The organism is Streptomyces sp. DSM 42067 (assembly GCF_055792885.1).
In genome coordinates, this window is record NZ_CM147706.1 from 2,273,834 (window position 1) to 2,289,520 (window position 15,687).

Below are 15,687 nucleotides of genomic sequence, written 5' to 3' on the forward strand. Positions count from 1 at the left end.
TCTGTGGGGGAATCCGTGGTGAACGGGGAGAACGGAGATCCGTGTGTGGGACACCTCACCCGGATCCGCTCGGGGGAGTCGTGGATCCGAGTGAGGTGGCCCACATGTTGCCCGCGTGTTAACGAGCTGTCTCTCTTCCGCAAGCAAGGAACGTTGTGGTCCTTGTGGTCGGGCCCATAGCCTGCGGCGGTGACGAAGGTGCTGGTCGTGGACGACGACTTCATGGTCGCCAAGCTGCACAGCCGCTATGTGTCCGCGACGGACGGGTTCACGGTCGTCGGCGTTGCACACAGCGGCGTGGAGGCGCTGCGTGCGGTGGAGCAGCTGAGCCCTGATCTCGTACTCCTGGACGTCTATCTGCCCGACATGGACGGGATCGGCGTGCTGCGCGAGCTGCGGGCCGCCGAGGAGCGCGATCCGGAACGGGCTCAGGTGGACGTCCTGTTCATCACCGCGGCGCGGGATGCGGAGGTGGTGCGGGCCGCCTTGCGCGCCGGGGCGCTGCACTATCTGATCAAGCCGTTCAACCAGGCGGCGCTGCAGGAGCAGTTGCGGCACGTGGCGGCGTTGCGGGCACGTCTCGACGGCCTCGACGAAGCGCGCCAGGAGGATGTCGACCAGATCTTCGGCACCCGCCCGCCCGGCTCACGCGAGCTGCCGAAGGGCCTGGCGGCACACACCGCGGAACTGGTCGAACGCACCCTGCGCGCCCACCCGGACGGCCTGTCCGCCTCGGAGTGCGCCCAGGCGGGCAGCCTGTCCCGGGTCAGCGCCCGCCGCTACCTCGAGTACTTCGCGTCCACGGGCCGGGCGCAGGTGACGCTCAAGTACGGGAGGACGGGCCGGCCGGAGCGGCGCTACCGGTGGGTGGGCTGAGGCCGTCGCCTCCCGGACGCTCTGCACTCCCCCGGACGCTTTGCACTCCCCGGGCGCTCTGAACTGCCCCGGGCGCCCTGAACCCCCGGGACGCCCTGAACCCCCCGGACGCCCTGACTCCCCGGACGCCCTGAACCCCCCGGGCGCACTGAACCCCCCAGGCGCACTGACGCCCTACGCCGCCAGCGTCCCCGGCCTGACCGCCCCGGGGCCGAACCGGGCGCGGGCCCGGTCCGCCGCCTCCTCCAGACGGCGGGCCTTCTCGTCCGCCGGGTCGAAGCTGAGCTGGTGGGCGGTGCCTTCGGCCGGGCCCAGGCCCTCGGCGCGCAGGGCGACGGCGCGCACCCGGGCCCGCTGCAGGCCGAGCGCCTCGTACATCCGGTACGCCGCGTCGGTGAGCGAGGACGAGTGGGCGGTGGGCTCGGGGAGCGTCCGGCTGCGCGTGGTCGTCGAGCGGTCCGCGTAGCGCACGGTGAGGGCCAGTACCCGGCACACCTGTTCGTCGGCGCGCAGCCGGGCGCCCAGCTCCTCGGTGATCGAGAGAAGGGCGCGCCGGTGCTGGAACGGGTCCAGCTCGTCGCGCGGGAAGGTCCGTTCGGAGGCCAGCGAGCGCGCAGCCGCGTTGGGGACGACGCGGCTCCGATCGATGCCGTGTGCCTTCTCGTGCAGCTCCCGCCCGGCGCGGGCCCCGACGAGCCGCTGCACGGTGGACAGGGGTGCGGCGGCGAGCCTGCCGATGGTGTCGAGCCCGTACGAGCCGAGGGTACGGGCGGTCGCGGCGCCGACCCCGGGGAGCGCCGAGACCGGCTTGCCGGCGAGGAACTCGGCGATGGCGTCCGGGTGTTCGGGCACGACCCGGGTCACGCCCGGCGCGGCGTCGCGTGCCGCCATCCGCGCCAGCATCGGCCCTGGACCGGCCCCGATCGCACAGTCGACGCCGTACAGGGCGAGCGCGCGCACCCGTATCACCGCGGCCAGCTCGGCCGCGTCGCGCCCGAAGTACCGCACCGCTCCGCCCAGATCCGCGAGTGCCGCATCGGGCGGGGCCGCCTCGACGACGGGGGTGAACTCTCCGAGCAGCGTGAGGAGCCCCGGCAGGACGGCCTCGCCCGCCGCGGGCAGCTGGAAACGCAGACAGAGGATGGTCATCCCGCACTCCCTGGACTCTGGTGCCACAACTTCCGCCCGCTCGCCGGGCCTTCACCCGCCGGACGCAGATCCGCCCACGGATGCATCTCGTATCCGGTGGGCATACGGATGCGACGGCCGTCCGCACCGCCCTCACGGCCGTCGCCTTCCGCCTCTCCCCCGCCGCCCTCACCGGGCCCCTCCGTAGCCGGGGCCCCCGCCGTCGCCGGCTCGGCCAGCCGCTGCGCCACCGCGTCGAGGCCGCCCTCGCGGCGCAGTTCCAGCAGGTCGGCGAGGTTCCAGGCGGCGGAGCCGACCACGCTGAGGCTGCGGGGGCCGCGGCGCTGCACCACTCCGCGTACGAGCAGCAGCCAGGAGTGGAAGACCGTGTGCGCGCACGTGGCGTGGGCGTCGTCGAAGAAGGCGAGGTCGACCAGGCCCGTGCCGTCGTCGAGGGTGGAGAAGATGACCCGTTTTCCGGAGCGGATCGGCGGCGTCTGCGTGGCCGCCTTCGCCCCCGCGACCAGGACCGTTTCGCCGTGCCTGGCCGTCCGCAGCCGACGCGCCGGCACCACGCCCAGCTCGTCCAGGAACTCCTGGTAGTCGCCCATGAGATGGCGCGACGCGTCCATGCCGAGGACGCCGAGCTCGGCGCTGAGCCGCTCGGCGGCGCCCAGGTCGGGCAGCCCGGCCGGGGCGGTCTTCCGCCCGCCGGCGAGGGGCAGCTGAGGAGCGCCCGACGCGTGTGCGCCGCGGTGCAGCTCCGACAGGTGCAGTTGCAGATCCCGGCGGTTGGCGCCGAACTCGTCCAGCGCGCCTACCTGTGCGAGCCGCTGGGCGACCGGCCTGCTGGGCCTGGCCCGCTCCCAGAAGTCGAGCAGCGAGGAGTACGGCTGCCCGTCGGCGATCCGCTGCGCCTCTGCCTTGCTGATGCCGTGTACGTCGGAGAGGGCGAGCCGGAGCCCCCACCGGCCGCGGCCATCACCGTCACGAGGACCCTGGGAACCCCCGGAACGACCCTGGGAACCCCCAGAACCAGACACCAGTTCGATCCGATGATCGACCCCGGACCGGTTCACATCCAGCGGCAGGATCGGCACCCCCTGCCGCCGCGCGTCCGCGAGCAGCAGCCGCTTCGGGTACATCCCGGGGTCATGGGTGAGCAACCCGGCGTAGAACGCGGCTGGATGATGGGCCTTCAGCCACGCCGACTGGTACGTCGGAACGGCGAAGGCGACCGCATGCGCCTTGCAGAAGCCGTACGAGCCGAAGGCCTCGACGATCTCCCACGTCCGGGCGATCGTCTCGGCGTCGTACCCCTTCGCCGCCGCCTCCTGCGCGAACCAGGCGCGGATCCGCCCCTGCGACTCGGGGTCGGAGAGACCACGCCGCACCTGGTCCGCCTCGTCGCGCCCGCAGCCGGTCATGATGCGCAGGATCTCGATGATCTGCTCATGGAAGACCACGACTCCGTAGGTCTCCTTGAGCGGCTCCTCCAGATCGGGGTGCGGATAGCGGACCGGTGCCCGGCCGTGCCGTGCCGCGATGAACGGCCGCACCATGTCGGCCGCGACCGGGCCCGGCCGGAAGAGCGATATGTCGACGACGAGGTCGTGGAAGGTCTCCGGCTGCAGCCGCCCGATCAGATCGCGCTGGCCCGGCGACTCGATCTGGAAGCAGCCCAGCGTCTCGGTGGAGCGGATGAGTCGATACGTCGATGGATCACCCTCGGGCACGGCGTCGATGTCGACATGGACACCCGTGACCCGCTCGACCTCGGCGATCGCGTGCGCCATCGCCGACTGCATCCGCACGCCCAGCACGTCGAGCTTGAGCAGCCCGAGGTCCTCGACGTCGTCCTTGTCGAACTGCGACATCGGGAAGCCCTCGCCGCTGGTGGGCATGGTGGGCGTACGGGAGAGCAGGGAGGCGTCCGAGAGCAGCACCCCGCACGGGTGCATGGCGACCCCGCGCGGCAGCGCGTCCAGCGCCTCGACCAGCTCCCACAGGCGGCCATGCCGCTCCCGCTCCCCCGCCACCTCACGCAGTTCGGGCAGCTCGTCCATGGCCGCCCGGGCGTCGCGCGCACGGATGTGCGGGAAGGACTTGGCGATCCGGTCGATCTCCGCCGGGTCCATGGACAGAGCGGCGCCCACATCGCGGATGGCGTGCCGCACCCGGTAGGTCTCGGGCATGGCGACGGTCGCGACCCGCTCGGTGCCGAACCGGTCGATGATCGCGCGATAGACCTCCAGCCGGCGTGCGGACTCCACGTCGATGTCGATGTCCGGCAGCGCGGTCCGCTTCTTGGACAGGAAGCGCTCCATCAGCAGGTTCTGCTCCACCGGGTCGGCGTGCGCGATACCGAGCAGGTGGTTGACGAGGGACCCGGCGCCCGAGCCGCGCGCGGCAACACGGATACCCATCCGCCGGATGTCGTCGACGACCCCGGCCACCGTGAGGAAGTACGTGGCGAAGTGGTGGTGGGCGATGATGTCCAGCTCGTGGTGCATCCGCTCCCAGTACACGCGGGCGTCGGGGCGGCGATCGTAGCCGCGCAGCACCATGCCCGCCGCGGCACGCGACGCCAGCACGCGCTGCGCGCTCCGCCGCCCGGCGCCGACGAGATGCGGCTCGGGGAAGTGGACGGAGCCGATCCCGAGATCGTCCTCGGGGTCGACGAGGCATTCGGCGGCGGTGGCCTGCGTCTGTTCGAACAGGCGGTACGCGGTGTCGCGGCGGTAGCCCGCGGCATCGACGATCCGCTCGGCGACGCGCAGCATGTCGTCCGCGCCCTTGAGCCAGCGCTCGCCGCCGTCCAGCTCCTTGCGGGGATCGATGGGGACGAGGCGGCGGGCCGCGTCGAGAACGTCGGCGACCGGGCCGAGACCCGGGTCGGCATAGCGGACGTCGTTGCTCAGCACGGGGCGAATGCCCTGCTCGGCGGCGAAGCCGACGGTGCGGGCGGCGAGCCGGAGCGAGCCGGGGCCCGCACCCTCCCGGCCGTGGTGGACGGCTTCCAGGCGCAGCGCGTCGCCGTAGATCTCGCGCCAGGGGGCGAGCAGTGCGGCGGCCCGGTCCGGGCGGCCCGCGGCGAGCGCGAGTCCCACGTCGGATGCGGGGCCGAGCAGCACGGTCAGCCCTTCGCCGTGGTTCTCCTGCCACGGCAGGACCGGGCGGTCCTCGGGGATGCGGCGGCCCTCGGCGCTGTGGGCGGCGGTGATCAGGCTGCACAGGGCGGCCCACCCGCGGGCGCCGTCCTGGGCGAGGTAGGTGACACGAGGTGTCGACTCATCGATGAAGGCACCTCCGCGTACGGGGGTACGTGCGTGAGCGCGCCCCTGCCGGCGCGGTGCGGGCGCGGCGACCGCCAGCTCCGCCCCGAACAGCGGCCGCACTCCGGCCCGCGCACACGCCTTGGCGAAGCGGACCGTGCCCGCCACGGTGTCCCGGTCGGTGAGCGCGAGGGCGTCCATCCCCCGCTCGGCGGCGCGCTCGGCCAGCCGCTCCGGGTGCGAGGCTCCGTACCGCACGGAGAAGCCCGAAACGGTGTGCAGATGCGTGAACCCTGGCACACGCACCTCCTGATCACACCTGCTCTCGCCACCCCCAGCTCCACCATAGACCATTTTCGAACAGACGTACGAGGCGACGCGCGGGCTCGGGCAGGCGCGGCCCGTGCAGACGAGGCGAAGGCGTTCGCGTCCCGGCAGGCGACGCTCGGGCAGACGAAACAGGCCGACCCGCCACAACGGCGGGCCGACCCTCGTTTCGCGGCACCCTCACGACTTCGCGGGGGACCGTCCGCGCCGTCAGCCGATCTCGGCCCCGTACGCGTTCAGCGCCTCCGTGACCGGCTGGAAGAACGTCTCGCCGCCCGAGGTGCAGTCGCCGCTGCCGCCCGAGGTGAGGCCGATCGCGGTGCTGCCGGAGAACAGCGAGCCGCCGGAGTCGCCGGGCTCGGCGCAGACCGTGGTCTGGATGAGCCCGTTGACGATGTCGCCGTTGCCGTAGTTCACGGTCGCGTCGAGCCCCGTGACCTCGCCGTCGTGCACCTGGGTCGTGGAGCCGCTGCGCGTCACCTGCATGCCGACGGTCGCCTCGCCCGCCCCGGTGATCTGCTGCGCGCTGCCGTCGTAGAGGTTGACCTCGCTGGGGTGGTCGACGTCGGCGGTGTACTTGACCAGGCCGTAGTCGTCGCCCGGGAAGCTGGAGTCCTCGTTCTCACCGATCACATTGCCGTCCGAGTCCGACCAGGTGGAGATCGACTCGGTGCAGTGCCCGGCGGTCAGGAAGTACGGCTCCCCGCCCTTGACCACGTTGAAGCCGAGCGAGCAGCGGCCACCGCCACCGGTGATCGCGTCGCCGCCGGCGATGAAGGGCTTGAACTCGCCCTTGGTGCGCTTGAGTTCGGCCGTGCCGCCCAGGCTCTCGACGACCTCGGTCAGCTTGTCCAGCTCCGCGCCCTCGACCGTGCGGTCCGCCGTGACGACGACCTTGTTGGACGCCGGGTCGACCGCCCAGGCGGTGCCGGGAATGGTCGCCTTGTCCTTCAGCGTGGTCCGGGCGCTCTTCAGCTCGGCCAGGGAGTTCTGGACGATTCTCGCCACGGCGCCGGCCGCCTCGGCGGTCCCCGCCGCGTCCTCGTCGAGGACGTTCACGACGAGGTGCTTGGCCTTCGCGTCGTAGTACGTGCCCGCCGCGTCGGCGCCGAGCTCCTCGGTGAGCGACGAGGCGAGCTTTCCGGCCGTCGCCACCGAGAGGGTTTCCGGGGTGAGAGTGGGGGTGTCCGTGCTCGCGTTCGCGGTCTGGAAGGTGACGCCCGCGGCGACCAGTGCGGCGATGCCCGCACCTGCCACGGCGGCACGCCGCCTGGGTATGCGTCGGTGCTTCAACTCACGTCCTCCTGTGGGGGGTCGGTCCCGGTTGCTGTGGGGACGCGCGGGACCGGAAGGCGTACGGGCATGGACCCGGCAGACACCAAAAAGCCGCGTCCATGCCAATCGTGACGCCCACTATTCCGAGGCCTTCGGGTAACACACAAGGTCGACTTCTGGACGCGCGCGCAGCAAGGGCCCTGCGGTCCACGCGCGTTGAGCGCCGCCCGTATGCCGGGAGCGCCGCTGATCGCGGCACCACCGCGCCGCGTCGGTTCCCGGTGCAAACACCCCGTGCAAGCGTCGGGTGGGCAGCGTGTGAGGACTAGTCCTGTCCGGATTCCGCTGTTCGCCGTGACGCCGCGGTACGAACAAGGGCGAGCCCCCGCACGGCAGTTCCGTGCGGGGGCTCTCCTGCTGCTGGCTGCAGGTCTTCCGGGTGGTGCGTGTGGTACGCGCGCGTGCGTGTCGTTACGTGTAGCCGGTGCGCGGGTCAGTAGACGCTGACTCCGTATGCGCTCAGTGCCTCGGTGACGGGCTGGAAGAAGGTCGTGCCGCCGGAGGAGCAGTTGCCACTGCCGCCGGAGGTCAGGCCGTAGGCGATGCCGCTGTTCGAGTAGAGCGGGCCGCCGGAGTCGCCGGGCTCGGCGCAGACCGTGGTCTGGATCATGCCGTAGACGATGTCGCCGCCGCCGTAGTTGACGGTCGCGTTGAGGGCGGTGACGCGGCCGCTGTGGGTGCCGGTGGTGGAGCCGCGGCGGTAGACGGTCGTGCCGACGCTCGGGGTGGCGGCACTGGTGATGTCCACGCTGCCGACGGTGCCCGACTTGGTCACCGAGGTGTTGGTGTACCGCACGATGCCGTAGTCGTTGCCCGGGAAGCTGGATCCGGCGGTCGAGCCGAGGACCGTCGTACGGCCGGAGTTGGACCACCAGGTGCCCGCGCCGTCGGTGCAGTGACCGGCTGTCAGGAAGTAGTAGGTGCTGCCGCTGCGCACGTTGAAGCCGAGGGAGCAGCGCCAGCTACTCGCATAGATGGCGTCGCCGCCGGAGATCAGCTTGTTGAACTTGCCCGGGGTGCGCTTGATCTGGATGGCGCCGGCGGTGCTGCCCGCCGTCTCCTTGATCTTCGCGATCTCTGTCTGGGAGACCGTGCTGTCGACCGTGACGACAAGACGCTTCGTCTTCTGGTCGACCGCCCAGGCGGTGCCCGGCACATCGGCCTTGAGCACCGAGTCGCCCGCCTTGGTGAGCTGGGACGCGCTGTAGGTCTGGACTTCGCCCGCGTTCGCGGTGGGTACGGCGAAGCCTGCCACGGCCACGAGTCCGGTGGCCACGGCGATCAGCCGCGTCCGTCTCGCAATACCGCTGCGGGGGGTGGTGCGCTTGATCCTCACTGGTCGTTCCTCCCGAGGGGAAGTCGGGGGCCCCTGTGGGGTCGGGGCCCGTGAGGCGCAGCCAAAGAGCCCGGCTGCTCCGGATTCCGGATAAGCCGTGCCCCTGACAAGCGCTGCTCGGGAGTATTCGGCGCGAGGACTGCCTGGCACAAGGGCGCCTTTCGGCCGTCTGCGCATACACGCCAACCGGCCCCGGTAGCTCTGCGTTCCTGCAACAGGCCACCGGGGCTTGGTCATCGGCAACGGTTCTGACGTACGGGCGGCCGAAAGGGTTCCCGCCCGATCGAGTTTCGCTCGAAGGAGTGACCCTGCCTGATTGGGCGTCACCCGACCGGGTTCCACACGGCCGGAAGCACGCCCTTCAGCCGCCGGCGAGCCGCCGCTCCCCCGCTTCGATCGCGGCATCCAGCGCGTTGCCGGGCGGAGGGAAGGGGCAGACGAAGTGGTCGGCGAAGGCGCAGGGCGGCAGCAGCGACCGGTTGAAGTCCACGGTCGTACGACCGTCGGGGTCGGGGGCCGCCGGCCGCAGGAACCGGAAGCGGTAGCTTCCGCGACCGCTGGTGGAGTCGGAGAACACCGCCCACAGCGAGCCGTCCTCCTCGACCGCCACCTGGAGGGTGTGGCCCTGTCCGTCGAGGTCGAAGGCCAGGATCCCGCCGAGCCCCAGGCCGCGCCGCCGCCCGTCGGCGTTCGTCACCAGGACGGTGCGGCTCTCCCCGTACGGGGTGAAGTGCCCCGGCACGGACCAGCGCTCGTCGTACTCGGTGACCTCGATGCCGTGGAAGTCACGCCGCGCCTGTGCGCCGGGGTCGAAGTCGCGTACGGCCCACAGCCCTTCGCGCGCGATCACGACGAGCCGGCGTTCGCCCAGCCCGACCCTCGCGTCGGCCGCGGGACCGCCGTCCGCGGTGAGCCGTACCTCTCCGACGAAAGGCTCTCCGTCGAGGGTGAGGCCGTCACCCTCGGTCGCTGTCAGGACGACCGCGTCGCCCTGCGGGGATTCGGCCCAGTGCCCGGCGATGGCCGGAATTCGACCTTCCGCATGGCCCGCGAGCCAGTACGTGCCGGTGAGTGAGAGCGGCCCGTAGGGCGCCGTCACGGACTCCGTGCGCCGGTCGCGCCAGAGCTTCCAGTCCCGCAGAGCCGCGTCGGCGGCGTCCGGCGCGAACTCCTGCTGTGCGTCAGTACTCATGTCCGACATGTTTTCAGCCCTTTACTGCGGGTGCGTGCAGCCGTGAATCGACCGCGACGTCGCGCCGGGCCGACGTCAGCAGTCGCACCAGCAGTCTCAGCAGTCGCACCCGCAGTCGCAGTCGCAGCGGTCACAGCAGTTGCCGCAGCAGTCACAACAGTTGCAGCAGTCGCCGCATCCGCTGCAGTTGCCGTCGCACTGGGTGCAGAGCCCGTCCTTGCGTTCCCTGGTCCAGGGATCCTCGTACGTTCCGCAGCACGTCTGGCACGTGCAGGCCAGACCCGCCCACACCAGGCACCCGGTGATCAGGCCGCGCCGGTTGCGGTGCGGGGGCTCGGGAGGAAGCGGCGGGCCGCCCGGCCCACTGGGGGCGTACGGTCCGCCGGGTGGTGGCCCGTACGCCTCCGCCTGGTGCGAGCAGCTGCTCGTACCGAAGGCCCGGTCCACGGAGAGTCGCAGCTCATGGGCGAGCAGCACATGCGCCAGCCTGCCATCCGTGAAGTCGACTTCACGCAGGGCGAGCCGTATGCCGTGCAGGGCGTCGTCGGCGAGGCGGCGCGCCTCGGCGAGATCCGTGCCGGTGGCGGATGGGGGTCCCCCCAGGCGTTCAGCTCTGGGGGAGGGTTCCAGGCACCCGACGCCGCGTCAGCTTCCCTGTCCTCGACGGCGTCCAGCAGATGGGCGAGCCGGCCGAAGAGCCGGCCGGCCTCGGCGAGCGGCTCTGCGTTGCCCGGCCGGCCGGCGAGAACGGCGGTGTGCGCGAAGGCCGCAGCAGTCGCGGTCTCGGTCGGTTCGGTGACCGTCGACAAGGGTGTGCCGGGCCCTGCGAGAGCCTCGATCCCGGTCTGCCGGTCGACGGCGTCGACGAGGACCGCCGTGTCGAAGCCGACCTCGGCGCCGGTGCGCTGCCCGGCCCGCCCCCAAGTTCGCGGCGACGCGCTGCGCAGCGGCCGCCATCGGCTTCCGCGCCAACAGCCCGTCCCCTGCGCGACGGAGGCGGTACGCATGCCGCGGTTGGGGTCTCCCCTGCTCCTTAAGAGCTTGGGGAAGGACACGGGCCGGCCGTTCGCCGCCATCCCGTGGTGCGCTCGGCCTGAGCCTCCGTCAGGACCGAGATGAGCAGACCGTCGTAGTTTGTGACGACTCTCGCGAGCTGCCCGTGGTCGCCGCGCAGCGCGAGACACAGCCCGCACAGATGCGCCATCCACTGGGTCTTCAGTCCCTCACCGAGACGATGTGCGCAGGGCCTGACTATGCCGAACACGACGGTCCCCCCGTGAGCCGTACGAGCTGAGTCGCCGCAGCCTACCGAAAGCGCCGTTCACCCGGACGCTCCGACCGTCACCCATACGCCGAGAAGAATATTATTTCACTCTCAGTCAGCAGCCTTACACAGCAAGACCCTTGGGAATCAAGGTCACCAACGGGTTTGCTGTGCACCAGAACCGTCACGAAAAACCCGCGCGGCGACTATCCCCTTGGCGCACAGTCAGCATCATGGACGACCATAGGGGTGCGGCACACAGAAAGACCGCTGTGAGAGGAGGCGTCCATGGGATCGGTGCGCAAGGCGAGTGCCTGGCTTGGCCTCGTCGACGACAACAACAACGACGAGCGTTACTACGACGGCTATGACGACGACTCGGCCGAGGGCCACGAGCCCGGAGACGTCTGGGTGACCGATCCTCGCGTGAAGGTGGCGACGGAGGAGGCCGAGGAGAAGGGCCGCCGGATCGGCACGATCACGCCGGACAGCTTCCGTGACGCCCGTACCATCGGCGAGCTGTTCCGGGAGGGCGTCCCGGTCATCGTCAACCTCACGGCCATGGAGCCCGGCGACGCCAAGCGCATCGTGGACTTCGCGGCCGGGCTGATCTTCGGCCTGCGCGGCTCGATCGACCGCGTCGCACATCGCGTCTTCCTGCTCACCCCCGCGCACACGCAGATCGTCAGCGAGGCGGCGGGCCGCCCGGAGGATGGTTTCTTCAACCAGAGCTGAGGCAAGGCACGCCTGGCGTGCCTTGCCTTCGGCCCGGCCTCGACGTACACCTCGCAACGGCCGCAGCACAACCGGCCACCGGCCAGCAGTCGCGTACATGCCGAAGAGAACGTGCCGGGATGTGCGCCCGCTGGCGGTACCTCCCAGGCCCTCAAGGCACTGGGGGAGGCCGGCGCAATCGTTCGGCTCCGTCAACCACAAGGGCTCGGCGCCCAGACCGAGGACGTACGTTCCGGCGTGGCCCCGCCCCAGGTGGCGCCCGCCTGCCAGCGGCAGGTGGCGCACCCGCCGGTCACCGGCCCAGAGCCGAGTGCGTATCCCGCATCGCCCTTCGGGCTCGTCCTCAAACTCCCCCGGCCGACTCCCCCAGCTAACGCTGGGCGTGCCCCCAGGAAATTCAGGCGTCCGTCAGCCCGCGGCTTCCGCGCCGATCCGTCCGGCCCTGGCCGTGTCCTGCGGCGACTGCACATTCCGGAGCGCCCTGTCGCGAGGCGCCGCGTCATGGGACACCGCGTGGTGGGCCTCTGCATGATGGGGGGCCGCATGACGGGGCGTCGAACCACCCGGCGTCGCATTCCGGCGCGGCGCACCACCAGGCGCCACCGCCGAAGGCGCCGTATCGCGACGCGCCGCATCCCGCGCCGTCGGAACCTCCGCGGGGTTCCCCTCAGTGACCGCCGGGGGCTCCCCGCACTCCATGACCCGCGGCAGCCGCAGCGCCATCAGCGCACCGAGGAGCAGCAGACCCGCGCTGACCAGCAGCGTCACATGAAGACCGTGTACGAACGCGGTGCGGGCCGCCTCGCGCAGGGCCGGGCCCGCGGTGCCGCCGAGGTGGCCGGACACCTCGTACGCCTCGCCGAGCGAGTGGCTCGCGGCGTTGCTCGCCGCGGCCGGGACGCCCGGCACCGCGGAGAGCCCGGGCGCATACGCGGCGTTCATCACGCTGCCCAGCAGCGCTATGCCGATCCCGGCGCCCAGCTGGTACGACGTCTCGCCGATCGCGGCCGCCCCGCCCGCCTGCTCCTGCGGTGCCTCACTGAGCATGGACTCGTAGGCACCGAACAGCGTCGTCTCCAGGCCGAAGCCGAGCAGGACGAATCCTGCCAGCAGCAGCCCGGGGTTGTCGTGGCCGCCCATCGCGGTGAGGGTGATGACGGCTGCCGCGGTGAGGCCGAAGCCGAAGCAGACCATCCGGCGCGGCCCGAAGCGGTGCAGCATCTTCGAGCCCGCGAGGCCCGCGGCCATCGCGGCGACGGTGAGCGGCAGCAGCCGCAGTCCCGTCTCCAGGGGTGAGAGTCCGAGGACGAGCTGCAGATACTGCGCGGCGATCAGCTCGAGTCCGACCAGGGCGAGCATCGCGAGGACGATGCAGCCGACGGAGGTGGAGAACGCGGGCCGGGCGAACATCTTCAGATCGACGAGCGGCTGCGTCCGCCGCCGCTGTCTGCGGACGAAGCCGACGAGCAGTGCGGCACCCACCAGCAGCGGCAGCACGGTCATCGGGCTGACCAGCGGCTCGCCGCCGCCCGCGCGCTTCACACCGAGCACGACGCCGAAGAGACCGACCGCCGCCATCAGCGCGCCCGCCACGTCCCATGGTCCCTTGCCGTCGCCGGTGGACTCCGGCAGCAGCCAGCGGCCGACGGGCAGGCTGACCAGCATCAGCGGGATGTTGACGAGGAAGACCGAGCCCCACCAGAAGTGCTCGAGGAGGAAGCCGCCGAGCAGCGGTCCTACAGCGGCGCCCACGGCTGCCACCGCGCTCCAGATGCCGATCGCGAGGGCGCGCTCGCGACGGTCGGGGAAGACCTGTCGGAGGATCGACAGCGTGGCCGGCATGATCATGGCGCCGCCGACGCCGAGCAGCGCGCGGGCCGCTATGAGGATCTCCGGGGTGTGGGCGAACGCTGCCGCCGCGGAGGCCACGCCGAACAGCGCGTACCCGAGGAGCAGGACGCGTCTGCGGCCGATACGGTCACCGAGCGTGCCGAAGAGGATCAGCAGCGAGGCGCAGACGAGCGGATAGATGTCGACTATCCAGAGCAGCTCTATGGCACCGGGTCTCAGGTCCTCGGTCACGGCCGGGACCGCGACATGCAGCACGGTCGCGTCGACGGCGACCAGCAGCAGGCTGACGCAGAGGACGACGAGGACAAGCCAGCGGTTGGTGTCCTGCGCCCGGTGGTGATGTCGGGGGGCGCCCGCGGGACCGCGCGCAGCGGCCGTGGTCGTCCCGGACATGGCGTACCTCCAATGTTCCCTCGCGCTCGGCGGGCCTGCGGGGGTGGGGGACGGATCCCGCAGCGTCGGCACCGGAGGAGCGGCTCCCGGGCCCCGGCTACACAACACGAGTGAGCCGCCAGAGTACGCGAGATCCCACCGATGGCACGTGGCGGACCTCTCATGGATGTACACGACGGCGTGTGGCGTACGCCACTCCTCTGTCTGTGCACCACGCCCCCAGGGGCGGCCTGGTTCCCCGAGTCCTCGATAATCGGGTTGATGACTCGATCTTGCTCCGCCCTCTCGCCGGCCCGGATCCGCGCCACGCGGGCAGGGGTCCGCCGCGCGTGCTGCGCGTACGCGGTCGGGGGCCGCTGACGCCCCTCCGAACGCTCGCACACCCGGTGAGCGCCGGGGAAATTCCCCGCCAGCACCCGGTGAACAGAATTCGGCCCGTCATAAAACTGCCCCAGCACAGTCCTTGAGGGAATTGCGGGAGAAACGCCGGACGGATTCCCCAAATGCACTGAATAAAGCCCTCGTTGAGAGCAATCCCACATCACATCGTCATCACAAAAGCGAGGATTCGACCAGGTCGGCACCTCACTCGCTGTAACGTCGATTGGGTGCGTACCGAACAAAACCTGACCCGCGTGGACCGGGTCTTCGCCCGGCTGGACCGGGAGCCGGAACGGCCGGCCCATCTCGACATGCCGCATATGAGCCGGCACCGGGTCGTGCTGTTCGGGCTCACTCTGGCCTTCTACGCCGCCATCGTGTGGGCCGTGGTCACCACTTCGTGGCTGGTCCGGTTCGACTGGCAGGTCATGTTCTTCCGCCCGTACCAGCAGTGGCCGGAGATCCACGCCTTCCTCGACTACTACGTGGTCCTGGGCCAGCGCGGCCCGACCGCCGTCATGGTCGCCGCCTGGCTGGGCTGGCGCTCCTGGCGGCAGCACACGCTGCGTCCGCTGCTGACGCTCGGCGCATCGCTGCTGCTGCTCAATGTGACCGTGGGTGCCGCCAAACTCGGTATGGGCAGACTCGGCCCGCACTACGCGACCACGATCGGCTCGAACGAGATGTGGCGCGGCGGCGATATATTTCCGTCAGGCCACACCGCGAATGCCGTCGTGACCTGGGGCATTCTCGCCTACATGGCATCGACGCCGCGGGCCAGGCGCTGGCTGTCCGCCCTCTCCGCCGTGATCGCTCTCGGCGTCGGACTGACCACCGTCTACCTCGGTACGCACTGGCTGAGCGACGTCCTGCTCGGCTGGGCCGCGGGTCTGCTGATCCTGCTGGCGCTGCCCTGGTTCGAACCGCTGATCAACCGGGCCGAGGCCTGGATCTTCGGCCTGCGGGACACCTGGCGCAGCCGTCGGGCCGGCACGGCGCCCGTACCTGCCCCGGTCGGCGCCCCGGAGCCGGTCTCGCAGCGTCCCCAGCCGGACGAGGAGACGACGCCGGTGCGCGACCCGGTCGCTTCCCCGCGTGTCGGCGCCCAGCGCGGCCCGGTCCACCTGGCGCCGGGACCGCACTCGGCACGGTCGGAGCGCACTCCGGTCACTCCGGTGGGCAGCCGACGCCCGCCCCACCCGGACCGGCCGACGCGCGGCGCGAGTTCGGCCGCCCGTTGACGGGCAACTGACCGACAGCGGCGGAGTCCTGGTACGCACACCCGCTCCCCGCACCACGAAGGCCCCGGCTCCCGCCTTTTCAGGCAGGTGCCGGGGCCTTCGCCATGTCGGCGGTAGTGGGGCTCAGCCCTTCCAGCAGCGCGTCACCGTGCCGTTGGTGACCTCGAAATTGAGACGTCCCGCGCGGTACTCCATGGTGATGATCGCGCCCGGCGGCAGTGACCTGACCGTGGACCAGCCGCGCGCGCGGGCGTGCCGCTCTGCGGACTCGGCGTCGAGGCCCACATACGAGTCGGGGCTGTCCTTGGGCTCTGCGGGTGGAGTGGGAATGGGTGCCATGCCCGCCACGTTAG

At 71.3% G+C, this 15,687-nt stretch carries 10 protein-coding genes and 1 pseudogene; 3 read left to right on the forward strand and 8 right to left on the reverse strand.

From position 1 onward, the window contains the following. Positions 1-189 precede the first annotated feature (189 nt). Positions 190-876, forward strand: coding sequence for a response regulator (locus ACSMXV_RS10725; protein WP_473177432.1), 687 nt, complete (start codon positions 190-192; stop codon positions 874-876). A 174-nt stretch (positions 877-1,050) separates the two neighbouring features. Here ACSMXV_RS10725 and ACSMXV_RS10730 read toward each other — a convergent pair whose 3' ends face one another. The 6 genes and pseudogenes from ACSMXV_RS10730 to ACSMXV_RS10755 all read right to left on the reverse strand — a co-directional run bounded on the left by ACSMXV_RS10730 (position 1,051) and on the right by ACSMXV_RS10755 (position 10,673). Beyond that, positions 1,051-2,025 (reverse strand): DNA polymerase Y family protein, encoded by a 975-nt coding sequence (locus tag ACSMXV_RS10730; RefSeq protein WP_473177433.1) that lies wholly within the window; start codon positions 2,023-2,025, stop codon positions 1,051-1,053. Beyond that, entirely contained in the window at positions 2,022-5,579 is a 3,558-nt protein-coding gene (locus tag ACSMXV_RS10735; protein WP_473177434.1) for a DNA polymerase III subunit alpha, read from the reverse strand. The genes ACSMXV_RS10730 and ACSMXV_RS10735 overlap by 4 nt, the downstream gene beginning before the upstream one ends. A gap of 237 nt (positions 5,580-5,816) precedes the next feature. Further along, positions 5,817-6,899 carry a S1 family peptidase gene (locus ACSMXV_RS10740; protein WP_473177435.1) on the reverse strand — a complete coding sequence of 361 codons (1,083 nt, stop codon included), beginning with the start codon at positions 6,897-6,899 and terminating at the stop codon, positions 5,817-5,819. A gap of 475 nt (positions 6,900-7,374) precedes the next feature. Further along, positions 7,375-8,277 carry a S1 family peptidase gene (locus tag ACSMXV_RS10745; RefSeq protein WP_473177436.1) on the reverse strand — a complete coding sequence of 301 codons (903 nt, stop codon included), beginning with the start codon at positions 8,275-8,277 and terminating at the stop codon, positions 7,375-7,377. Between the two features lie 361 nt (positions 8,278-8,638). Further along, complete coding sequence (locus tag ACSMXV_RS10750) at positions 8,639-9,469, reverse strand: DUF1684 domain-containing protein (RefSeq protein ID WP_473177437.1); 831 nt, start codon at positions 9,467-9,469, stop codon at positions 8,639-8,641. Between the two features lie 96 nt (positions 9,470-9,565). Beyond that, a pseudogene (locus ACSMXV_RS10755) lies at positions 9,566-10,673 on the reverse strand (hypothetical protein). Positions 10,674-11,021: 348 nt separating this feature from the next. Between ACSMXV_RS10755 and ACSMXV_RS10760 the strand changes: the two are divergent. Next, positions 11,022-11,468: a cell division protein SepF gene (locus tag ACSMXV_RS10760; protein ID WP_473177438.1), complete on the forward strand. Its 447-nt coding sequence runs from the start codon at positions 11,022-11,024 to the stop codon at positions 11,466-11,468. Positions 11,469-11,876: 408 nt separating this feature from the next. Here ACSMXV_RS10760 and ACSMXV_RS10765 read toward each other — a convergent pair whose 3' ends face one another. Beyond that, complete coding sequence (locus tag ACSMXV_RS10765) at positions 11,877-13,712, reverse strand: MFS transporter (protein ID WP_473177439.1); 1,836 nt, start codon at positions 13,710-13,712, stop codon at positions 11,877-11,879. Between the two features lie 608 nt (positions 13,713-14,320). Between ACSMXV_RS10765 and ACSMXV_RS10770 the strand changes: the two genes are divergently transcribed. Then, positions 14,321-15,334 (forward strand): phosphatase PAP2 family protein, encoded by a 1,014-nt coding sequence (locus ACSMXV_RS10770; protein ID WP_473177440.1) that lies wholly within the window; start codon positions 14,321-14,323, stop codon positions 15,332-15,334. A gap of 123 nt (positions 15,335-15,457) precedes the next feature. On the opposite strand, the gene ACSMXV_RS10775 is transcribed toward ACSMXV_RS10770, so the two are convergent. Beyond that, positions 15,458-15,673 (reverse strand): I78 family peptidase inhibitor, encoded by a 216-nt coding sequence (locus ACSMXV_RS10775; protein WP_181660896.1) that lies wholly within the window; start codon positions 15,671-15,673, stop codon positions 15,458-15,460. Positions 15,674-15,687 lie beyond the last annotated feature (14 nt).

What these genes read in the sequence shown, in the direction of transcription:
- ACSMXV_RS10775 (WP_181660896.1), bottom strand. Translation starts at nt 15,673, where the DNA reads ATGGCACCCATTCCCACTCCACCCGCAGAGCCCAAGGACAGCCCCGAC.
- ACSMXV_RS10750 (WP_473177437.1), bottom strand. Translation starts at nt 9,469, where the DNA reads ATGAGTACTGACGCACAGCAGGAGTTCGCGCCGGACGCCGCCGACGCG.
- ACSMXV_RS10730 (WP_473177433.1), bottom strand. Translation starts at nt 2,025, where the DNA reads ATGACCATCCTCTGTCTGCGTTTCCAGCTGCCCGCGGCGGGCGAGGCC.
- ACSMXV_RS10765 (WP_473177439.1), bottom strand. Translation starts at nt 13,712, where the DNA reads ATGTCCGGGACGACCACGGCCGCTGCGCGCGGTCCCGCGGGCGCCCCC.
- ACSMXV_RS10760 (WP_473177438.1), top strand. Translation starts at nt 11,022, where the DNA reads ATGGGATCGGTGCGCAAGGCGAGTGCCTGGCTTGGCCTCGTCGACGAC.